Annotated in this window: 21 protein-coding genes; 10 read left to right on the top strand and 11 right to left on the bottom strand. The window is 64.6% G+C overall.

Annotated features, from left to right (window positions below; genetic code table 11):
* From GWG67_RS11920 to napE, 6 genes are all read right to left on the bottom strand, one after another.
* Positions 1–1,116, bottom strand: coding sequence for an ATP-dependent RecD-like DNA helicase (locus GWG67_RS11920; protein ID WP_007596183.1), 1,116 nt, complete (start codon positions 1,114–1,116; stop codon positions 1–3).
* Between the two features lie 100 nt (positions 1,117–1,216).
* Positions 1,217–1,870 carry a NapC/NirT family cytochrome c gene (locus GWG67_RS11915; RefSeq protein ID WP_275169526.1) on the bottom strand — a complete coding sequence of 218 codons (654 nt, stop codon included), beginning with the start codon at positions 1,868–1,870 and terminating at the stop codon, positions 1,217–1,219.
* Positions 1,867–2,340 (bottom strand): nitrate reductase cytochrome c-type subunit, encoded by a 474-nt coding sequence (locus GWG67_RS11910; protein WP_275169525.1) that lies wholly within the window; start codon positions 2,338–2,340, stop codon positions 1,867–1,869. The genes GWG67_RS11915 and GWG67_RS11910 overlap by 4 nt, the downstream gene beginning before the upstream one ends.
* A complete protein-coding gene (gene napA, locus GWG67_RS11905; RefSeq protein ID WP_275169524.1) occupies positions 2,337–4,850 on the bottom strand; it encodes a nitrate reductase catalytic subunit NapA in 2,514 nt (837 codons plus the stop codon). The genes GWG67_RS11910 and napA overlap by 4 nt, the downstream gene beginning before the upstream one ends.
* 16 nt (positions 4,851–4,866) lie before the next feature.
* Positions 4,867–5,181 (bottom strand): chaperone NapD, encoded by a 315-nt coding sequence (locus GWG67_RS11900; RefSeq protein WP_275169523.1) that lies wholly within the window; start codon positions 5,179–5,181, stop codon positions 4,867–4,869.
* 26 nt (positions 5,182–5,207) lie between these two features.
* Complete coding sequence (gene napE / locus GWG67_RS11895; protein WP_007596178.1) at positions 5,208–5,393, bottom strand: periplasmic nitrate reductase, NapE protein; 186 nt, start codon at positions 5,391–5,393, stop codon at positions 5,208–5,210.
* A gap of 274 nt (positions 5,394–5,667) precedes the next feature.
* Between napE and GWG67_RS11890 the strand changes: the two genes are divergently transcribed.
* The 10 genes from GWG67_RS11890 (at position 5,668) to GWG67_RS11845 (ending at position 14,554) form a co-directional block, all read left to right on the top strand.
* Positions 5,668–6,873, top strand: coding sequence for an LLM class flavin-dependent oxidoreductase (locus tag GWG67_RS11890; protein ID WP_275169522.1), 1,206 nt, complete (start codon positions 5,668–5,670; stop codon positions 6,871–6,873).
* A gap of 37 nt (positions 6,874–6,910) precedes the next feature.
* Positions 6,911–7,270 carry a DUF2200 domain-containing protein gene (locus tag GWG67_RS11885; protein WP_275169700.1) on the top strand — a complete coding sequence of 120 codons (360 nt, stop codon included), beginning with the start codon at positions 6,911–6,913 and terminating at the stop codon, positions 7,268–7,270.
* A 116-nt stretch (positions 7,271–7,386) separates the two neighbouring features.
* Positions 7,387–8,175: a helix-turn-helix transcriptional regulator gene (locus tag GWG67_RS11880; protein ID WP_275169521.1), complete on the top strand. Its 789-nt coding sequence runs from the start codon at positions 7,387–7,389 to the stop codon at positions 8,173–8,175.
* Positions 8,176–8,252: 77 nt separating this feature from the next.
* The gene (locus GWG67_RS11875; protein WP_275169520.1) at positions 8,253–9,419 is read left to right on the top strand and encodes a cytochrome P450; all 1,167 of its coding nucleotides are present in this window, start codon (positions 8,253–8,255) and stop codon (positions 9,417–9,419) included.
* Positions 9,420–9,779: 360 nt separating this feature from the next.
* On the top strand, positions 9,780–10,730 hold the full coding sequence (locus tag GWG67_RS11870; RefSeq protein ID WP_275169519.1) for a sulfonate ABC transporter substrate-binding protein: 951 nt from the start codon (positions 9,780–9,782) through the stop codon (positions 10,728–10,730).
* Positions 10,731–10,871: 141 nt separating this feature from the next.
* Positions 10,872–12,029: an FMNH2-dependent alkanesulfonate monooxygenase gene (gene ssuD, locus GWG67_RS11865; protein ID WP_275169518.1), complete on the top strand. Its 1,158-nt coding sequence runs from the start codon at positions 10,872–10,874 to the stop codon at positions 12,027–12,029.
* A complete protein-coding gene (gene ssuC / locus GWG67_RS11860; protein WP_275169517.1) occupies positions 12,026–12,832 on the top strand; it encodes an aliphatic sulfonate ABC transporter permease SsuC in 807 nt (268 codons plus the stop codon). The genes ssuD and ssuC overlap by 4 nt, the downstream gene beginning before the upstream one ends.
* A gap of 20 nt (positions 12,833–12,852) precedes the next feature.
* Positions 12,853–13,689 (top strand): ATP-binding cassette domain-containing protein, encoded by an 837-nt coding sequence (locus tag GWG67_RS11855; RefSeq protein WP_275169516.1) that lies wholly within the window; start codon positions 12,853–12,855, stop codon positions 13,687–13,689.
* Between the two features lie 31 nt (positions 13,690–13,720).
* A complete protein-coding gene (locus GWG67_RS11850) occupies positions 13,721–14,302 on the top strand; it encodes a flavin reductase family protein (protein ID WP_275169515.1) in 582 nt (193 codons plus the stop codon).
* Between the two features lie 93 nt (positions 14,303–14,395).
* Complete coding sequence (locus tag GWG67_RS11845; protein WP_018453881.1) at positions 14,396–14,554, top strand: hypothetical protein; 159 nt, start codon at positions 14,396–14,398, stop codon at positions 14,552–14,554.
* A 120-nt stretch (positions 14,555–14,674) separates the two neighbouring features.
* Here GWG67_RS11845 and GWG67_RS11840 read toward each other — a convergent pair whose 3' ends face one another.
* The 5 genes from GWG67_RS11840 to fliG all read right to left on the bottom strand — a co-directional run bounded on the left by GWG67_RS11840 (position 14,675) and on the right by fliG (position 19,645).
* Positions 14,675–15,823, bottom strand: coding sequence for a M20 family metallopeptidase (locus GWG67_RS11840; RefSeq protein ID WP_275169514.1), 1,149 nt, complete (start codon positions 15,821–15,823; stop codon positions 14,675–14,677).
* Between the two features lie 326 nt (positions 15,824–16,149).
* Positions 16,150–17,535: a sigma-54-dependent Fis family transcriptional regulator gene (locus tag GWG67_RS11835; protein ID WP_275169513.1), complete on the bottom strand. Its 1,386-nt coding sequence runs from the start codon at positions 17,533–17,535 to the stop codon at positions 16,150–16,152.
* Positions 17,536–17,579: 44 nt separating this feature from the next.
* Positions 17,580–17,930: a flagellar motor switch protein FliN gene (fliN, locus tag GWG67_RS11830; protein ID WP_007614079.1), complete on the bottom strand. Its 351-nt coding sequence runs from the start codon at positions 17,928–17,930 to the stop codon at positions 17,580–17,582.
* A gap of 3 nt (positions 17,931–17,933) precedes the next feature.
* Positions 17,934–18,554, bottom strand: coding sequence for a FliH/SctL family protein (locus GWG67_RS11825; RefSeq protein ID WP_275169512.1), 621 nt, complete (start codon positions 18,552–18,554; stop codon positions 17,934–17,936).
* On the bottom strand, positions 18,554–19,645 hold the full coding sequence (fliG, locus tag GWG67_RS11820) for a flagellar motor switch protein FliG (RefSeq protein ID WP_275169511.1): 1,092 nt from the start codon (positions 19,643–19,645) through the stop codon (positions 18,554–18,556). Before fliG ends, GWG67_RS11825 begins: the two co-directional genes overlap by 1 nt.
* Between the last annotated feature and the right edge of the window lie 17 nt (positions 19,646–19,662).

The raw sequence follows: 19,662 nt of genomic DNA, 5'->3' as shown, positions 1-19,662 counted from the left end.
TCACACCACTATGCTCAGCCGCTTCGCCGCCCGCGTGATTCCCGTGTACAGCCACCTCGCGCGGCTCTCCTGAAACGCAAAGCTCTCGTCGAACAGCACGACGTCGTCCCATTGCGAGCCCTGCGACTTGTGCACGGTCAGCACGTAGCCGTAGTCGAACTCGTCATAGGGCTTGCGCTGCTCCCAGGCGATCGCCTCGACGCCACCCTCGAAGCAATCGGCGCGCACCGAGACCTTGGTCACCTTGTGGCCGAGATCCTCGTCCGGCGACAGCCTCATGCTGAGAATGCGGGATTTCGAGCGCGAGGTGTTGCGCGACTTCACGCGCCACAGCCCGCCGTTGAACAGGCCCTTCTTGCGATTGTTGCGCAGGCAGACCAGCTTGTCGCCGGCGACGGGGAAGACGTCTTCGATGTTCTGGCGCTGACGCACCCGCATATTATATGCGCGCCGCGTGTTGTTGCGGCCGACCAGCACCTGGTCGGCGGCCATGACGCGATCAGGATCGAGCTCCTTGCGCGACACCACCTCGCTCTCGCCGTAGCGGCCGATGTCGAGTTCGCGTCCCTCGCGGACGTCCATCGACATCCGCACGATCGGGTCGTCCTGGGCCTGGCGGTGCACCTCGGTCAGCATCGCATCCGGCTCGGTATTGGTGAAGAAGCCGCCGCCCTGGATCGGCGGCAGCTGGGCGGGATCGCCCAGCACCAGCAGCGGGCAGTCGAACGACATCAGGTCGCGGCCCAATTCGGCATCGACCATCGAGCATTCGTCGATCACGATCAGCTTGGCTTTGGAGGCCGGGGCGTCGTCCCACAGCTCGAAGCTGGGTTGTTCCTCGCCGGATTCGCGGGTGCGATAGATTAGGGAATGGATGGTGGAGGCTTCGTCGCAACCCTTGTTGCGCATGACCAGCGCCGCCTTGCCGGTGAAGGCGGCGAACTTCACCTCGCCGTCGACGCCGTCGGCGATGTGCCGCGCCAGCGTGGTCTTGCCGGTCCCGGCATAGCCGAACAGGCGGAACACCGGCGGCGTGCCGTTGCGGCCGGGTTTGGCCTTGAGCCAGTCGCCAACGGCCTTGAGCGCGGCATCCTGATGCGGGGTGAATGTGGCCATGTCTGTCTTGAGGAGGGGGCGAAACGGAGCGATTCGCCAGCCCCAAAACTAACCATTCGCACCGCCGGTTCAAGCCGCGCAAATCCGGTTGCCAGCGCCCCTATTGCCAGCCGGGAACGCCGCGCATGTCGGGTAGATGGTGGGCGATGCCCTTGTGGCAGTCGATGCAGGTCTTTTCCTTGGTGAACAGGAAGCGCTGGTGGGCGACCGAGGCCCGCGGCGACTGCTTGGTGATGTCCATGGAATCGGCGCTGTGGCAGTTGCGGCATTCCAGCGAATCGTTGGACTTGAAGCGCGCCCATTCATGCGCCGCCAGCTCGAGCCGGTGATCTTGGAATTTCTCGCGGGTGTCGATCGTGCCGAAGATCTTGCCCCAGACCTCCTTGGAGGCTTGCATCTTGCGGGCGATCTTGTCGGTCCAGTTGTGCGGCACGTGGCAATCCGGACAGGTCGCGCGCACGCCGGAGCGGTTGGCGAAGTGGATGGTCGACTTCAGCTCGGCATAGACGTTGTCCTTCATCTCGTGGCAGCCGGTGCAGAATTTTTCGGTGTTGGTCAATTCCAGCGCGGTGTTGAAACCGCCCCAGAAGATCACGCCGGCCATGAAGCCCGCCAGCACCAGCACGCCGAGCCCGAACACCGAACTCGGACGGATCAGCACCTGCCAGAGCTCGCGCGCAAAGTCCAAGCTTCGCGCGACGAAACCGCCCTTGGCCTTCATTCCCTCGTCGGGATCATCAGCGGTCGTCGTCATCGGCGACCACCGGGGCTTGCGCGCGACAGCAGTGTGTCGATGTCGGTGAAGTCGTTGCTGACGGGTGGCGTCGCCGTGTTCTGCGGCACGTGGCATTCGGTACAGAAAAAGCGGCGCGGCGAGATCGAGGCCAGGAACTGGCCGTCGCGGTCCATGAAGTGGGTGATCGAGACCATCGGCGCCTGCGATTCCGCGATGCGCGCCCGCGCATGGCAGGACAGGCACTTGTTGCCGTTGAGATCGACCTGATAGCCATCGATCGCATGCGGGATCACCGGCGGCTGCTCCGGATAGTTGCGCACTTCCCTTTCGGAGGTGTTGCGGTTCGGCAGCATCGGCGGCGCCGGCCCTTCGTCGTTGAGCGGCGTCGGGCCGCGCAGGCCTGACGTCACCGTCTGCGCGGTCAGCGAGCTCGCGCCAGCCGCCGCGATCGCGATTGCGAGCAGCGCTACTCCAAATCGTTTCATCATGACACGTTCACCCGCTCGATGCGCACGGCGCACTTCTTGTAATCGGTTTGCAGCGAGATCGGATCGGTGGCGTCCAGCGTCACCTTGTTGATCAGCTTGGATTCGTCGAACCACGGCACGAATACGAGGCCACGCGGCGGCCGGTCGCGGCCGCGCGTCTCGACGCGAACACGGATGAAGCCGCGGCGGGAGACCACCTTCACCTCGTCGCCGCGGCGGATCTTCGCCTCCTGCGCGTCGTCAGGATGCATGAAGCACACGGCCTCGGGGAAGGCCTTGTAGAGCTCGGGCACCCGGCGCGTCATGGTGCCGGAATGCCAGTGCTCGAGCACGCGGCCGGTCGAGAGCCAGTAGGGATATTCGTTGTCGGGCGATTCCGCCGGCGGCTCGTAAGGCAGAGCGAAGATGCGCGCCTTGCCGTCGGGATAGCCGTAGAACTGCACGTCCGTTCCCTGCTTGACGTAGGGGTCGCTACCCTCGCGGAAACGCCATTTGGTTTCCTGGCCGTTGACGACAGGCCAGCGCAGGCCGCGCTCGCGGTGATAGGTGTCGAACGGCGCGAGGTCGTGGCCGTGGCCGCGGCCGAAGGTGGCGTATTCCTCGAACAGGCCCTTGTGGACGTAGAAGCCGAACGCCTTGGACTCGTCGTTGAGGTAGCCCTGCTCGATGTCGGAGACCGGAAACTTGTCGACCTGGCCGTTCTTGTAGAGCACGTCGAACAGCGTCTTGCCGCGCACGTCCGGCTTCTTGGCGATCAGCTCCTCGGGCCAGACCTCCTCGATCTTGAAGCGCTTTGAGAACTCCATGAGCTGCCAGAGATCGGACTTCGACTCGCCCGGGGCAGCGACAAGCTGATGCCAGAACTGCGTACGCCGCTCGGCATTGCCGTAGGCACCTTCCTTCTCCACCCACATCGCGGTCGGCAGGATGAGGTCGGCGGCGAGTGCGGTGACCGAGGGATAGGCGTCCGAGACCACGATGAAATTGTCGGGATTGCGGAAGCCCGGATAGGTCTCCTCGTTGGCGTTGGGACCGGCCTGAAGGTTGTTGTTGACCTGCACCCAATAGGCGTTGATCAGGCCGTCCTTCAGCATCCGGCTTTGCAGCACGGCATGTGCGCCGGGCTTGTCGGGAATGGTGCCTTCGGGCACCTGCCAGATGTGCTCGGCCTTGGTGCGGTGCTCCTTGTTGGTCACGACCATGTCGGCCGGCAGACGGTGCGAGAAGGTGCCGACTTCGCGCGCGGTGCCGCAGGCCGAGGGCTGGCCGGTCAGCGAGAACGGGCTGTTGCCGGGCGAGGAGATCTTTCCGGTCAACAGATGGATGTTGTAGACGAGGTTGTTGCACCAGACGCCGCGGGTGTGCTGGTTGAAGCCCATGGTCCAGAACGAGACCACCTTGGTCTTGGGATCGGCATAGAGCTCGGCCAGCGCCTCCAGCCGGTTGAGCGGCACGCCCGACATCTCCGCCGCCTTCTCCAGTGTGTACTCGGAGACGAACTTGACGTACTCGTCGTAACTCATCTCGGTGGAATCGTTGGCCTTCGCCGCGCCCGTCGCCTTCTTCTGCAGCGGATGTTCGGGCCTCAAGCCGTAGCCGATGTCGGTCTGGCCGCGCCTGAAGATGGTATGCGCGGCAACGAAGTCCTTGTTGACCCGGCCGGTCTTGATGATGTGGTTGGCGATGGCGTTGAGAATGTAGAGGTCGGTCTGCGGCTTGAAGATCATGCCGATGTCGGCGAGGTCGAACGAGCGGTGCTCGAAGGTCGAGAGCACGGCGACGCGGACATGCGGCGCGGAGAGCCGCCGGTCGGCCAGGCGCGTCCACAGGATCGGATGCATCTCCGCCATGTTGGAGCCCCACAGCACGAAGGCATCGGTGGCCTCTATGTCGTCATAACAGCCGGCCGGCTCGTCGATGCCGAAGGTGCGCATCATGCCGGCGACGGCGGAAGCCATGCAGTGGCGCGCATTGGGATCGATGTTGTTGGTGCGGAAGCCGGCCTTGAACAGCTTCACGGCCGCATAGCCCTCCCAGACCGTCCACTGGCCGGAGCCGAACATGGCGACGCCGTTCGGGCCGCGCTTCTTGATCGCCTCCTTCCACTTCACCTCCATGATGTCGAAGGCTTCGGTCCAGGAGATGGGCGTGAATTCGCCGTTCTTGTCGTATTTGCCGGCCGTCTTGCGCAGCATCGGCTGCGTCAGGCGGTCGTGGCCGTACATGATCTTGGAGAGGAAGTAGCCCTTGACGCAGTTGAGGCCGCGATTGACCTCGGCCTTGATGTCGCCGTGGGTGGCGACGACGCGATTGTTCTTGGTCGCGACCATCACGGAGCAGCCGGTGCCGCAGAAGCGGCAGGCGGCCTTGTCCCATTTCAGTTCGGCGACATCGCGCTCGGCGACGAGGTTGGCGGCGAGCGCCGGTGCGGGCATGCCCGCAGCGGCGGCCGCGATGGCGGCGGCCTCGAGCTTGAGCATCTGGCGGCGGTCGAGCTTTGGCGATGTCATGACGACTCTCCCGGCCTTAAGCCGTTTCGATGGCGTGAAAGACCAACGCCGCCGAATAGACGTCGGGCAGCGACTGGATGGTGTTGAGCAGCGTGCCGAGGCTGCCGGAATCAGGCGCCTCGGTCACGACGACGAGTTTTCCTCGCGCGTCGCGGCCGTGAATCTCGCAGCCGGCAAGGGCGGTGATCGCGGCTTCCAGCTGGTCCAGACGCTCGGGGCGGGCCTGCACGATGATGCTGGCGATTTCGCAACCGGGCGGCGCGACGATGCGGTCGGCGCTGAGCACCCGGCCGGTGATCAAGGCGCGGCGGTTGAGTTTGGATTCGGCCATGATGCCTGTCTTTCGCTTCGAGGAGATCAATGCGGCGAGGGCGGCGGGCCGGGAGGGCCGGCGAACATCTGGTAGATCCAGACGCCGAGCCCGTATGAGCCGACCGTTCCGACCGCGAGGACCGGCATCACGATTGCGGTCAGGAACAGGAATGCGAAAATCTCCATGCGCTTGCGGCGCACGCGCGAAGTCGCGTCGTCGGGGGCCGACATATTCGGTCTCGTCTGAAATGTGGGGATTGGGACGGCATCCGGGCCGTTGCCTTGCTGCATTTTAGATGCAGCAGGGCCACCGACGCCTTGATCTGGATCAATCCGTCAGGCCGCCGGATTGTCGCAGCGCGGCTTCTCGGACCGCGCGTGGCGACGTATGCGCGAAAATCGATCTCCCGCACGGCGGAATTGTGTTCTCGTAGACAGCGCTGCCTCGCGCATTAAGATGAGCGCAACAAAATAAGCGGGCAAAAAAATTGGGAGAGACGGCGTCATGAAGTTCGGCATCTTCTATGAGCTGCAACGGCCACGTCCGTGGGTGGCCGGCGACGAGCTCAGCCTCTACCAGAACGCGCTCTCGCAGATGGAGCTTGCCGACGGGCTCGGCTACGACCACGCCTGGGTTGTCGAGCATCACTTTCTCGAAGAATACTCGCACTCGCCCTCGCCGGAATCGTTTCTCGCAGCCGCGAGCCAGCGCACCAGGAACATCCGGCTCGGCCACGGCATCCTCCAGCTCACCACCAACCACCCTGCACGTGTCGCCGAGCGCGTCGCGGTGCTCGACCTGCTCTCCAACGGCCGCTGCGAATTCGGCATGGGCGAGAGCGCCTCCATCACCGAGCTGACGCCGTTCGGCCGCGACATGGAGACCAAGAAGGAGGTGTTCGAGGAAGCCGTCGCCGCGATCTTCCCGATGTTCAAGGACGCGGGAAGCGAGCACCACGGCAAATATTTCGACATCCCGTTGCGCAACGTCGTGCCGAAGCCGGTGCAGAAGCCGCATCCGCCATTGTGGATGGCCTGCTCGCAACTACAGACCATCGAACGCGCGGGACGGCACGGCTTTGGCGCGCTCGGCTTCCAGTTCGTCAGCGCGGATGCCGCGCATGCATGGGTGCACGCCTATTACAACGCCATGACCAAGCGGCTCGCCAAGCTCGCCGACTACGAGATCAACCCGAACATGGCGCTGGTGTCGTTCTTCATGTGCGCGAAGACGGACGAGGAGGCCCGCGCCCGGGCCGACGGCGCCACCTTCTTCCAGTTCGCGTTGCGCTTCTACGGCGCCTCGCAGAATCGCCAGCGTCCGGCGCCCTACACCGTCAACATGTGGGACGAATACAACAAGTGGAAACGCGACAATCCGGAGGCCCAGGAGGCCGCGCTGCGCGGCGGCCTGATCGGCTCGCCCGAGACGATCCGCAGGAAGCTGAAGCGCTTCCAGGGCTCGCATATCGACCAGGTCATTTTGCTCAACCAGGCGGGCAAGAACAGCCACGAGCACATCTGCGAATCGCTGGAGCTGTTTGGCCGCGAGGTGATGCCGGAATTCCAGAACGATCCGGCGCAGGCGGCGTGGAAGCAAGGCGTCATGAGCGGCGAGATCAAGCTCGAGGAAATCGACACGGAGGCCTTCACCGACCGCTACGGTAAGCTCGCCGTCAGCGTCGCGCCAGCGAAGGCGGCTGCGGGGTAGGGTGTCACGTCCTGCAACAAGCGATCCCGGAATGCTCATGACAAAACACCGGATCTATACCACCAGCTTCGCAAGCGTTTACCCGCTTTACGTTGCGAAGGCGGAGAAGAAAGGACGCACCAAAGCAGAGGTCGATCAGGTCATCTCATGGTTGACAGGCTATGGTCAGAAGGAGCTGGAAGCCCAACTGGAACAGCGGACGGACTTTGAAACCTTCTTTGCGAAGGCTCCGAAGATCAATCCTTCGCGAACCCTGATCACAGGCGTGGTTTGCGGCGTCCGGGTCGAGGATGTCAAAGAGCCGACGATGCGAGAGATCCGCTACCTGGACAAGCTGATCGATGAGCTGGCCAAGGGAAAGGCAATGGACAAGATTTTGCGAAAAAGTGCCGACTGAGGCGCTCCCTTCGTCCGCCTGCCTCGGCGACGTTGCGGCAGATATCCGGCGACACCCGCCTTCCGCTGCGCGGCCATTGCTGATAAATTTCATCAAAAGGCGATGGGGAGAAAACGATGCGCCCTCACGGGACGCCCGCAAATCCGGCAGCTGGCGATGTCACGCCCGCGGTGCTCGCCATCGGTCGACCGAATTTCCCTGATATCCTGATCGATACACTGCGCCGGGAGGCCGGGGTCGGGCATTGCATGGTGTTTTCGCTGAGCCGCGCGGGCGCCGCACACTGCCTGCTCGATGCCGGCAACATCCCGATCGGCGGCGATCTCGGCGCCGCCTATGCCGGGCAGTTCCACCAATCCGATCCCAACCGCGATGCGCTGTTCGACGGCGAGGGCCGCGCGACGCTCGTGCTGCCCTCCTTCGCGCCGCGCATGTACGGCGCCCGCTACCGAAAACTGTTCTTTGTGGATTCCGGCATCGTCGACAAATGCGCGACCGCGATCTGGGTCGACGACACCTGCTTCTACGTCAACTTCTATCGCATCGCTGTCCAGGGCCGCTTCAGCGACGTCCAGCGTGCGCGGCTTCAGGCCATCGCACCGGCCATCAGTGCGAGCGTGGCACGCCATTTCCAGCACAGCTCGGCGGCAACGACCGAGCAGTCTCTCGCCGCGCTCTTCGCGACGCGCGCGCCGCTCGCCAGCCTCACCCCGCGCGAGCAGGACGTTTGCCGGCGGATCCTCTCCGGCTTCAGCTCCGAGGCGATCTCGCAAGCGCTCGGCATCAGCCTGCATTCGACGCTGACCTATCGCAAGCGCGCCTATGAGCGGCTCGGCATCTCCTCGCAAAGCGAGCTGTTTGCGATCGTGCTACGCCTGCTCGCCGGCCCGCGCAGCCTGAACTGAAGCTGTCCCAATCGCTGGGGACAGACGGCGCCTCCTGAAGCCGCTAGCCTTGGCGGTGAACAGCAATGGAGCGAAGCTTGAGCACGGCGCCGCGCATCGACATCGACCCGGCCGCATTCTGGGCCGATCCCTATCCGATGCTCGCAAAGATGCGGAAAGAAGCGCCAATCGCCTTCGTGCCGCAGCTCGGCTCGACGCTGCTGACGTGCCGCGACGACATCTCGATCTCCGAGAAACAGATCGACGTCTTCTCCTCGCACCAGCCTGCAGGCCTGATGAACCGGCTGATGGGCCACAACATGATGCGCAAGGACGGCGAGGCGCACCAGGTCGAGCGCCGCGCGATGTTTCCGACGGTGTCGCCGAAGACGGTGAAGGCGCACTGGAGCGCGCTGTTCCAGGCCCATGCCAACCGCATCGTTGACGCGATCGAGCCCGGGCGCATCGATTTCATGCGCGACTTCGCGCTGCCGTTCTCGGGCGAATGCCTGAAGTCGATCACCGGCCTCACCAATATCGGCTTTGCGGACATGGACGCCTGGTCACAGGGCATGATCGAGGGCATCGCCAACTACGCCGGCGATCCCGCGGTCGAGGCGCGCTGTCATGCGGCGACGTCAGGCATCGATGCCGCCATCGACGACATCCTGCCGGTGATGCGCAAGCATCCCGACCAGAGCATCCTCGGCGTGCTGCTCGCGTCGGGGATGGCGATGGCGAGCGTGCGCGCGAACGTGAAACTGGCGATCTCAGGCGGTCAGAACGAGCCGCGCAAGGCGATCGCCGGCACGGTGTGGGCGCTGCTGACCCATCCCGACCAGCTCGATCTCGTGCGCAAGGGCGAGGTGACGTGGCTCCAGGCCTTCGAGGAATATGCCCGCTGGATCTCGCCGATCGGCATGTCGCCGCGACGCATCGCAAAGCCGTGGACCATCCGCGACGTCGCATTCGAAACCGATGAACGCGTATTCCTGATGTTCGGCTCCGCCAATCGCGACGAGAAGCATTTCGAGCGCGCCGATCAGTTCGACGTGCGGCGTGACACGGCCAAGAGCGTCGCGTTCGGCGCCGGCCCGCATTTCTGCGCCGGCGCCTGGGCCTCCCGTGCCATGATCGCCGACGTCGCACTGCCGACATTGTTCGCCCGTGCGAGCCGGCTCGAGATCGCCGACGACGAACCGGTGCGGATCGGCGGCTGGGCGTTTCGGGGGCTGCAAAACCTGCCGGTGAGGTGGCTGCATTAGTCCGGCAAGGACCGGTCCATCCGCAACGCCGCCATGATGACATCCTGCTCCTGTTTTGCCCGACGAGTCAAACGCATTTCGGATAATGCGTAAGTCATTGTTTTCGCACGGCCCGGCTACTGTGCATGGGGTTGTTTTCGCGATTTTTTTTATCTCGGCCGGGCGCGCGCGTTTTTTCACATTCGCGTGCGGAAAAATATCCGCTGCATTCGCTCCGTGGATTGAAAGATTAATCATGCGCTCTGCCACGCGCGCAGTGCCTGCATCGCTATTTTTCCGCGCGTCTCGACACCTCCGATAAGCCGCACCATCATTCCCGAGCACGAATGAAGGACGGCCGCACGCGGTCGGGAGTGTCGGATGCAACGTCGGGACTTTCTCAAACTATCCGCTGGAACTGCGGCAGCCGCCGCCTTCGCTTCAAGTGCCAAAGCACAAGGCGCGGTGAAGGAAATTCGTATCGGCTACCAGAAGACCGGCGTGCTCGTTATCACGCGTCAGCAGGCCGCCCTGGAAAAACATTTCGCGCCCTTTGGCATCGACGTGAAATGGGTCGAGTTCTCGTCGGGACCTCCGATGATGGAGGCGATGAATGTCGGCAGCGTCGATTTCGGCTCGGGCGGGGATTCCCCGCCGGTGTTCGCCCAGGCCGCGGGCGCGGCGATCGTCTATGCCGCCGGCCAGCCGATCACCAACGGGCAGGGCATCCTGGTGCCGAAGGACTCGCCGATCCGCGCCATCGCCGACCTGAAGGGCAAGCGCGTCGGCTTCACCAAGGGATCCAGCGCCCACAACATCGTCGTGCAGACGCTGGAGAAAGCGGGCCTCACCTATGCCGACATCACGCCGGTCTATCTGACGCCGCCGGATGCCGGGCCTGCGTTTGCCAATGGCAGCATCGAGGCCTGGGCGATCTGGGATCCGTATTTCGCGATCGGCGAGACCAAGCAGGGCGGCCGCATCCTGATCAATGCGCGCGACGTCACCAAGACCAACTCCTTCTTCATCGCCAATCGCGATTTCGCGAAGAACAACGGCGCCATCCTGCAGCAGATCATCGATGTGACGACCGCGGCCGGTCAATGGGCCGAACAACACCGCGACGAGGTCGCCAAATCGCTCGCCGCGATCACCGGCGTCCCACTGGACATCCAGATCGTCGCTGCCAATCGCGCGAATTTCGTGGTCGGCCCGGTCACCGACGACATCGTCACGACCCAGCAGGGTGTCGCCGACCGCTTCCACAAGCTCGGCCTGATCCCGAAGCCAATCGTGATCCGCGACATCGTCTGGCGCAACCCGGCAGCCTGATCGTGCCCACCAATCTCCCCATCTCAAAGGGTTTGAACATGAGGCGTATCGTTCAACGCGTAATCGCAGCCATCGTTATGTCGATCGGCATCGTCGCTGCCGCGGTCGGAACGACTTACGGCTAGTTATCGGAGCACATCCATGAGCAACGCCAACATCCTCTGGTTTCTGCCGACCCATGGCGACGGCCGCTATCTCGGCACCGGCATCGGCGGCCGCGAGGTCAATTTCAACTATCTGCGCCAGATCGCGCAGGCCGCCGATCAACTCGGCTATTTCGGCGTGCTGCTGCCGACCGGGCGATCCTGCGAGGATTCCTGGATCGTCGCCTCCTCGGTCGCGCCGTTCACCGAGCGACTGCGCTATCTCGTGGCGGTCAGGCCGGGCTTGCAATCGCCGAGCGTGGCCGCGCGCATGACCGCGACGCTCGACCGCATCACCAACGGCCGGCTTCTGGTCAACGTCGTCACCGGCGGCGATCCCGTCGAGAACAAGGGCGACGGCATCATCCTGGCCCATGACGAGCGCTACGAGGTCACCCGAGAGTTCCTCAACGTGTATAGCGAGCTGCTCGCCGGCAAGACCGTCAATGTCGAGGGCAAGCACATCCATGTCGAGGGCGGCAAGCTGCTGTTTCCGCCGGTGCAGTCGCCGCGTCCGCCGCTCTATTTCGGCGGCTCGTCGGATGCCGGCATCGACGTCGCTGTCGACACCGTCGACAAATATCTCACCTGGGGCGAGCCGCCGGCGCTGGTTGCGGAGAAGGTCGCGAAGGTGAGGGAAGTGGCCGCCGCACGCGGCCGAAAACTATCGTTCGGCATCCGGCTCCACGTGATTGTCCGCGAGACCAGCGACGCGGCCTGGCGTGCGGCCAATGAGCTGATCAAGCATGTCAGCGACGAGACCATCGCGACCGCGCAGAAGAACTTCGCGCGAATGGATTCGGTCGGCCAGCAGCGCATGGCGCAGCTCCATGGCGGCAAGCGCGACAGGCTCGAGATCGCCCCGAACCTGTGGGCCGGCGTCGGCCTCGTGCGCGGCGGCGCCGGCACGGCACTGGTCGGCGACGCCCAGACGGTCGCGGCCCGCATTAGGGAGTACCAGGACATCGGCATCGATACCTTCATCATGTCGGGCTACCCGCATCTGGAGGAAGCCTATCGCTTCGCCGAGCTGGTGTTTCCGCTGCTCTCGCTGGAGCAGCCCAGCAACGTGACCAGGCTTCACTTCAACGGTGGTCCTTTTGGTGAAACGGTCGGCAGTGACTATCGTCCGCAGCAGCAGGTGTCGCAATCATGAGCCTGATCGACAGCGTTTCACTTCCGCGCAGTTTGCGCCTGCCGCGCGTCGACGGCCTGATCCAGTGGATCGTGCCGCTCGCCATCATCGCGATCTGGCAGGTCGCCAGCGTCACCGGCTTCGTGCCGACGCGGGTGTTGCCGGCGCCGAGCGACGTCTTGCTTGCAGGCTGGCAGCTGCTGCTCTCCGGCGAGCTCGTGCGCAACATCTGGGTCTCGTTCTGGCGCGCCTCCATCGGCTTTTTGATCGGCGGCAGCATCGGCTTCGCGTTTGGCCTCGCCAACGGGCTGTCGCAGCTCTCGGCCAAGCTCACGGATACGACGCTGCAGATGGTGCGCAACGTGCCGCATCTGGCGCTGATCCCGCTGGTCATCCTGTGGTTCGGCATCGACGAGAGCGCGAAGCTGTTCCTCGTGGCGCTCGGCGTGTTCTTCCCGATCTACCTCAACACGCTGCACGGCATCCGCACCGTCGACCCGCAGCTGATCGAGATGGGTCGCATCTACGGCATGACCGATGGCGAGCTGTTTCGCCGGGTGATCTTCCCGGGCGCGCTGCCCTCGATCTTCGTCGGCATCCGCTTCGCGCTCGGCATCATGTGGCTGACCCTGATCGTCGCCGAGACCATCGCGGCGTCCTCTGGCCTCGGTTACATGGCGATGCAGGCGCGCGAGTTCATGTTGATCGACGTCGTGGTGCTCTCGATCCTGATCTACGCGCTGCTCGGCAAGCTCGCCGACAGCGCCTCCCGCGTGCTGGAGCGCCTGACGCTCTCCTGGCACCCCGCCTTCCAGAAACGTTGATCAGACATACTGGAAATCACATGCAGACAGCCCTTCGTACCTCCCTTCCGGAAACCGAGATCGCCAGCCGCGCCAATTTCGCGCCTCACGCCCGCGTAGTGCGCGAGGAGCGCCCGGTGCAGGCCTCTGGCCTGCCGCTCAGCATCCGCGGCCTGCGCAAATCCTACGGCGACAACGAGGTGCTGCGCGGAATCGATCTGCACATCCCCGCCGGCCAGTTCGTCGCCATCGTCGGCAAAAGCGGCTGCGGCAAGAGCACGCTGCTGCGTCTCATTGCCGGCCTCGAAAAGTTCGACGCCGGCAGCATCTCGCTCGGTGACGCCGTGAAGCCCGAGGATATCCGCGTGATGTTCCAGGAGCCCCGGCTGTTGCCGTGGGCCCGCGTTCTCTCGAATGTCGAGGTCGGCCTAGGCCGCGATCGCGCCTCGTCCGACGCGCATTCGCGCGCGGAGAAGGCGCTGACCGAAGTCGGGCTCGCCGACAAGCGCGACCAGTGGCCGTCTGTGCTGTCGGGCGGCCAGAAGCAGCGCGTAGCCCTAGCCCGCGCGCTGGTCTCGCGCCCCCGTGTGCTCGCCTTTGACGAGCCGCTCGGCGCGCTGGACGCGTTGACCCGCATCTCGATGCAGCGGTTGCTGGAGCGCGTCTGGCGCGACCAGGGCTTTACCGCGATCCTGGTGACCCACGATGTCGCCGAGGCCGTCGCGCTCGCTGACCGGGTGCTGGTGATCGAGGAAGGGCGGATCGCCCATGACGTCGTGGTTAACACGGGCCGGCCCCGCCAACGCGGCTCGGCCGAGCTCGCGGGTCTCGAAGGCTCGATCCTGAGCCACCTTTTGTCGGCGGACGATCGTACCTAAATAGAGGGAACCCCGGTTCGGGGAGTATGCCATGAATGTAGTGCCCCGCGATCTCATGACTGAAATCCCCGTCTCGTCCGCCGATTTCCGCGGCGCCATGCGCCACCTCACCGGCGGTGTCAGCGTCATCACCGCCGGACGGGGCAAGGACATCACCGGCATGACGGTCACCTCGGTCAGCTCGTTCTCGGTCGATCCGCCGACGCTGATCGTCAGCATCAACCGCGACGCCTCCTCCGTCCCGCTGATCCGGCGCCATGGCGCCTTCGGCGTGAACATCCTAGCAGCCGATCAGCTCGACATCGCCGAGCGCTTTGCCGGCAAGGGCGGGCTCAAGGGGGCCGATCGTTTCGCGGGCGCCAGATGGGGGACCGCGGTCTCGGGTGTTCCGCTGCTGGTTGGCGCATTGTCCGCCGTCGATTGCGAAGTCGAGGAGATCATCGAGCGCCATTCGCACGGCATCGTCATCGGGCGGGTGCTAGACGTCAGGAATTCGACCCGCAACGCAGCGCTGGCCTACTGGCACGGCCAGTACGTGGCGGTGGATCAGGACGAAGACCCGGTCAGGCTTGCGGACGTCAGCGTTCCCACCCACGTCCGGCGCGGCATTTGATCGCCGCCGGCCACAGGCCGTGCAGGCTGGCTTTTTCCCCGTCATCGCTCTAGAAGCGCTGCCTCAGCCTCCCGCCGGGACAGCAATGGAGCAATGATGAAACGCGTCGCGACCTGGGCCTTCTACGCGGTTGGCGCGCTCGCGATCGCCTATCTCGCGCTCTACGCCTATGCCATGTTCAGCGGCCATCCGATCGTGCCGGGCGACCCCATCCAGATCTTCCGCAGGCCGGATGCGCCGAGCTATTCGTGAGGTTCTCGCGGACGGGCGCTGTGTAGGGTGGGTTAGCGTAGCGTAACCCACCACTCTCTATATCCGCGGGAGCAGAAGAGGTGGGTTACGCTACGCTAACCCACCCTACGGCACCTGTTTTCACCCCCGCAAAATCGCCAGCGCCAGCGCCTGCGCGCGCGGCACGATGCTGTCGAGCTCGAGATATTCCTCCGGCGTGTGCGCGAGCCCGCCGACCGGGCCGAGCCCGCAGATGGTCGGCGTCCCGACCGCGGCGGTGAAGCCGGAATCGGCGCAACCGCCGGAGAACTCGCCCTGAAGCGTGGTGAGACCGGCCTGCTTTGCTGCGGCCTGATAGTTCTCGAACAGCGCCTTTGAATCGGCGCTCTGCACCACCGGCACGAACTCGCCCTTGACGGTCAGCGTCGCGCTGGTGCCAGGCACGTAAGGTGTCGCGATGATTGTTTCGATCGCAGCCATCACCCTCGCGCGGTCCGCGGGATCGACGTAGCGCAGGTCGATCTGCCCTTCCGCGTAAGGCGCCGTCGTGTTGACGGATTGCCCGCCCGAGACGAGGCCGACATTGAGCGTGATGCCCTTGTCGAGATCGGTCAGCGCGTGGATATGCACGATCTTGTGCGCGAGCTCGCCGATTGCGCTGACGCCGGCGGCGAAATTGGCGCCGGAATGCGCGGCTTTGCCGGTAATGGCGAAATGAATGAAGATGCCGCCCTTGCGTCCCGTGACGATATTGCCGGTCGGACGGCCCGGCTCGGAATTGAACACGACGCGCGCGGTGCGTCCCTCGCGCTCGATCACCGGCCGCGAGGACGGCGAGCCGATCTCTTCGTCCGAGGTGATCAGCAGCTTGATCGGGTGCGGGTTGCCGCCGAATTTGTGAAAGGCGGTTGCCACGAATATGTTCATGACGACGCCGGACTTCATGTCGGCAACGCCGGGACCATAGGCGCGCGTGCCCTCGATTGTAAACGGACGCCGACCGGCCTCGCCCTTGCCGAACACGGTGTCGCGATGCCCCATCAACAGCACCGGCTTCTCGTTGCTGCCGGGCTTTGCCACCTCGGCGTGGATCGCATCGCCGAAAGTACCGTGGCTTTCGCGCCGGAACGGAATGCCGTGCTCGGCGAAATGCCGCTCGAACCGCGCCCCGACCGCATCGACGCCTTCCTTGTCATAGGATCCGGAATCGATGTTCACGACATCGCGCAGCAGGTCGATCATCGCCTGCCGCTGCGTCGCCAGCCAGTCCGTGATTTGAGCTTGAGACATGTTGACCCTCGCGTGGTTTCACGCGGGGTTATAGGGCCTTGTGGGGCCTTGACCTAGTCGCAGGATGCGGTGCGGCTATGTTGCGGTTCAAGGTGGGATATCTCTCCACCGTCGTCCCGGCGAAGGCCGGGACCCATACCGCGGAATCTATCGAGTACGGACGATAGGGTACCGAACGACGAATCTTCGCCAAACTGCTCCCTGTGGCTATGGGTCCCGGCCTTCGCCGGGACGACACAGGGGTGTGGCGCGCGGTGGCGTTCTTCTCAAAGAAAAATGCCCGGCACCAGCCCGGGCATTCGTTTCTCTCGGTCAGCATAGAGCGCCTACGCCCCCACCATCGGCATGCGCGGATATTCACCCGGCGTGCCGGCGGGGGTGATCGGAATGCCTCCGTCGGAATATTCGTTGAGCTTGTTGCGCAGCGTGCGGATCGAGATGCCCAGGATGTTGGCGGCATGGGTCCGGTTGCCGAGGCAGTGCTTCAGCGTCTCCAGGATCAGGTCGCGCTCGACATCCGCGACAGTGCGGCCGACCAGCGCCCGCGTCACCTGCTCGGCAGCCATGGTGGCATGCGCCACGGCCGGCGCGGTCTTGGCAAGGTCGAGGCGGTCGCCGTCGGGCGTGAGGATCGCATCGGCGCCGATCTCGTCGCCCTGCGCCATCAGGACCGAACGGTGCATGGTGTTTTCGAGTTCGCGGACGTTGCCCTGCCAGCGGTTGGTGGAGAGCACGCGCCGCGCTTCCGCCGAGATCGGGCGCATCGGCACGCCGTTGGCTTCGGCGTATTTCTTCACGAAGTGCTGGGCGAGCTCAAGGATGTCGAGGGGACGCTCGCGCAGCGGCGGGATCTTCAAATTCACGACGTTGAGCCGGAACAGGAGGTCCTCGCGGAACGTGCCTTCGCGTACGGCCTCAACCAGGTTGCGGTTCGAGGTCGCGATGATGCGGATGTCCACCGGGACGGGCTTGGTGCCGCCGACACGGTCGATCACGCGCTCCTGGATGGCGCGGAGCAGTTTGGATTGCAGGCGGACGTCCATCTCCGAGATTTCGTCGAGCAGCAACGTGCCCCCGGTTGCCTCCTCGAACTTGCCGATACGGCGGGCGATCGCGCCGGTGAAGGCGCCCTTCTCGTGGCCGAACAGTTCGGACTCCAGCAGATGCTCGGGGATCGCGGCGCAGTTGATCGAGATGAACGGGCGCTTGGCACGGGCCGAGCGGGTGTGGACGTAGCGGGCCAGCACTTCCTTGCCGGTGCCGGATTCGCCGGTGATCATCACCGAAGCGTCCGAGCCCGCGATCTGCTGGGCGAGCTTGATCACCTTGGCCATCGCCTCGTCGCGGTAGACCAGCTCGCGGGAATCGTTGGCGACCGCGGCCAGCACGGCTGCGATCAGCTCCGGGTCTGGCGGCAGGGGGATGTATTCCTTGGCGCCGGCGTGGATCGCGGCGACCGCGGCGCGGGCGTCGTTGGTGATGCCGCAGGCAACGATCGGTGCGTGGATGTGTTCGGCCTCGAGCCGCATCACGAGATCGCGGATGTCGAGGGCGACGTCGACCAGCAGCAGGTCGGCGCCCTTGCCGCCGCGCAGCACGCGCATCGCCTGTTCGTTATCCTCGGCGTGGGTCACGGTGGCGCCGTTCGCCATCGCGATCTTGGTGGCGGTGGTGAGCTGGCCCTTCAATGTGCCAACGATGAGAAGCCGCATGTCAGTCTCCTGTCCGTCTGGTCGCGCTGCCGCGCGTCGTCGCTTTAGGCGCGTTCAGTCTTGATGATTTCGGTCATGGTCACGCCGAGCTTGTCCTCGACCAGGACGACTTCGCCGCGGGCGACCAGCTTGTTGTTGACGTAGATGTCGATGGCCTCGCCGACGCGCCGGTCGAGCTCGAGCACCGTCCCGGGTCCGAGCTTCAACAGCTCGCTGACGTCCATCTTGGAGCGGCCGAGCACGGCCGAAACCTGCACCGGCACGTCGAACACGGCCTCGAGGTCGGCGGCGGCGCGCGTCGCGTATTCGTCCTCGTTGTAGCCGACGTCGGTGCCGGCAGGCGGCATCGGGCCGTTGAGATCGGGCAGCGGGACCTGTCCGTCGGTGTCGCTCATGGCTTAGCTCCCCCTGCGGGACGCAACATAGCGTCCCACCATTTCGTCAATCTTGGCCGCGATGGCGGCGCGCTCCAGGACGACGCCGCCATCGGCCCATTCGATCCGGCAGTCGCCGGTGGCAATCTCGGGCTCGGCCAGGATCACCAGCCGGCCTTCGAAGCCGTTCTGCCTGGCCAGCCGCTCGATGTTCTCGCGCGCGGAATCGTAGAGCGCGTCGTTGATGCGGACGACGAGATGCGGCGTCGCGACCAGATGTGAGAAGCAGTCCTTGACCAGCGCGACGATCTCGCCGAGCGGCTCGGCGGCGACCAGATCGGCGCACAGCTTGCGCGCCACTGCGACCGCGACGTCGACCGCTTCGGTCTCCATCTTGGATTCGATGTTGCCGATGCCTGAGGCGATGCCCCGGATGGCGATGTTGATCTCTTCCATGGCGAGCGCGACACGGCGGTCGCTCTCGGCCTTGGCCTCGCGTTGGCCGGCGGCGAAGCCGTCCTGATAGGCGCGCGCCTCGGCTTCCGCGACCTTCTGGGCGATCTCGGCCGCGGTTGCGGCCTTCTCCCGCGTCCGCTCGGGCGCGGCGAAGTCGTTGTCGAACAGGAATTTTGCCGGAGCGGCCATCAATACACCAGCTCGTCGTCGGCGCGGTTCTTGGTCAGCATGATCTCGCCCTTGGCCGCGAGATCCTTGGCGAGGTTGACCAGCAGCGCCTGGGCCTCGTCGACGTCGCGCAGGCGGACCGGACCCATCGCCGCCATGTCGTCCTGGAGCATTTTTGCCGCACGCGAGGACATGTTGCCGAAGAAGAAGTTGCGGACGTCCTCGTTGGCGCTCTTGAGCGCGACGCCGAGCTTGTCCTTGTCGACGTTGCGCATCAGGGTCTGAGCGGAGCCGGAATCGAGCTTCACGAGGTCGTCGAAGGTGAACATCAGCGCCTTGATGCGCTCGGCCGATTCGCGGTTGTCCTCTTCCAGCGAGGTGATGAAGCGGGTTTCGGTCTGGCGGTCGAAATTGTTGAAGATTTCCGCCATCACCTCGTGGGCGTCGCGTCGGCGGGTCTGCGACAAATTGGACATGAATTCGGTGCGCAGCGTCTTCTCCACGCTCTCGATCACCTCCTTCTGCACCGCCTCCATCTTCAGCATGCGGTTGACGACGTCGAGCGCCAGATCCTCCGGGAAGATGCCGAGCACGCGCGCGGCGTGTTCCGGCTTTAGCTTTGACAGCACCACCGCGATGGTCTGCGGATATTCGTTCTTGAGATAATTGGCGAGCACCTCTTCCTGCACGTTGGAGAGCTTCTCCCACATGTTACGGCCGGCGGGGCCGCGGATTTCGTCCATGATGCCGTTGACGCGTTCGGGGGCCAGATATTGCTGGAGCAGCCGCTCGGTGGCGTCGAAATTGCCCATCAGCGCGCCGGAGGCCGACATCCGCGAAACGAATTCGAGCAGCATGTCCTCCACGGTGTCGACCTCGACGGTGCCGAGCGTCGACATCTCCAGCGAGAGCTGGCGCACCTCGTCGTCGTCGAGCAGCGACCAGATCTTGCCGCCATATTGCTCGCCGAGCGCCAGCATCAGGATCGCGGCGCGCTTCGGTCCCGCCACGGCTTCGACCTTCGCGCCTGCACGGCTGCCGGCACGCTGACCGAGCGTGGAGATCACGCTGGTGATGTCGTTGGAATTGGCGTTTTGCAGGGCAGCGGCCATGTCAGATCACTTCTCGA

The organism is Bradyrhizobium sp. CSS354, from assembly GCF_029051725.1.
In the GTDB taxonomy this organism is placed as follows: Bacteria; Pseudomonadota; Alphaproteobacteria; order Rhizobiales; family Xanthobacteraceae; genus Bradyrhizobium.
Note: the sequence above shows the minus strand (reverse complement) of the source record. Positions and strands in the feature narration are given on the sequence as shown.

What these genes read in the sequence shown, in the direction of transcription:
- GWG67_RS11920 (WP_007596183.1), bottom strand. Translation starts at nt 1,116, where the DNA reads ATGGCCACATTCACCCCGCATCAGGATGCCGCGCTCAAGGCCGTTGGC.
- GWG67_RS11915 (WP_275169526.1), bottom strand. Translation starts at nt 1,870, where the DNA reads ATGACGACGACCGCTGATGATCCCGACGAGGGAATGAAGGCCAAGGGC.
- GWG67_RS11910 (WP_275169525.1), bottom strand. Translation starts at nt 2,340, where the DNA reads ATGATGAAACGATTTGGAGTAGCGCTGCTCGCAATCGCGATCGCGGCG.
- napA (WP_275169524.1), bottom strand. Translation starts at nt 4,850, where the DNA reads ATGACATCGCCAAAGCTCGACCGCCGCCAGATGCTCAAGCTCGAGGCC.
- GWG67_RS11900 (WP_275169523.1), bottom strand. Translation starts at nt 5,181, where the DNA reads ATGGCCGAATCCAAACTCAACCGCCGCGCCTTGATCACCGGCCGGGTG.
- napE (WP_007596178.1), bottom strand. Translation starts at nt 5,393, where the DNA reads ATGTCGGCCCCCGACGACGCGACTTCGCGCGTGCGCCGCAAGCGCATG.
- GWG67_RS11890 (WP_275169522.1), top strand. Translation starts at nt 5,668, where the DNA reads ATGAAGTTCGGCATCTTCTATGAGCTGCAACGGCCACGTCCGTGGGTG.
- GWG67_RS11885 (WP_275169700.1), top strand. Translation starts at nt 6,911, where the DNA reads ATGACAAAACACCGGATCTATACCACCAGCTTCGCAAGCGTTTACCCG.
- GWG67_RS11880 (WP_275169521.1), top strand. Translation starts at nt 7,387, where the DNA reads ATGCGCCCTCACGGGACGCCCGCAAATCCGGCAGCTGGCGATGTCACG.
- GWG67_RS11870 (WP_275169519.1), top strand. Translation starts at nt 9,780, where the DNA reads ATGCAACGTCGGGACTTTCTCAAACTATCCGCTGGAACTGCGGCAGCC.
- ssuD (WP_275169518.1), top strand. Translation starts at nt 10,872, where the DNA reads ATGAGCAACGCCAACATCCTCTGGTTTCTGCCGACCCATGGCGACGGC.
- ssuC (WP_275169517.1), top strand. Translation starts at nt 12,026, where the DNA reads ATGAGCCTGATCGACAGCGTTTCACTTCCGCGCAGTTTGCGCCTGCCG.
- GWG67_RS11855 (WP_275169516.1), top strand. Translation starts at nt 12,853, where the DNA reads ATGCAGACAGCCCTTCGTACCTCCCTTCCGGAAACCGAGATCGCCAGC.
- GWG67_RS11850 (WP_275169515.1), top strand. Translation starts at nt 13,721, where the DNA reads ATGAATGTAGTGCCCCGCGATCTCATGACTGAAATCCCCGTCTCGTCC.
- GWG67_RS11845 (WP_018453881.1), top strand. Translation starts at nt 14,396, where the DNA reads ATGATGAAACGCGTCGCGACCTGGGCCTTCTACGCGGTTGGCGCGCTC.
- GWG67_RS11840 (WP_275169514.1), bottom strand. Translation starts at nt 15,823, where the DNA reads ATGTCTCAAGCTCAAATCACGGACTGGCTGGCGACGCAGCGGCAGGCG.
- GWG67_RS11835 (WP_275169513.1), bottom strand. Translation starts at nt 17,535, where the DNA reads ATGCGGCTTCTCATCGTTGGCACATTGAAGGGCCAGCTCACCACCGCC.
- fliN (WP_007614079.1), bottom strand. Translation starts at nt 17,930, where the DNA reads ATGAGCGACACCGACGGACAGGTCCCGCTGCCCGATCTCAACGGCCCG.
- GWG67_RS11825 (WP_275169512.1), bottom strand. Translation starts at nt 18,554, where the DNA reads ATGGCCGCTCCGGCAAAATTCCTGTTCGACAACGACTTCGCCGCGCCC.
- fliG (WP_275169511.1), bottom strand. Translation starts at nt 19,645, where the DNA reads ATGGCCGCTGCCCTGCAAAACGCCAATTCCAACGACATCACCAGCGTG.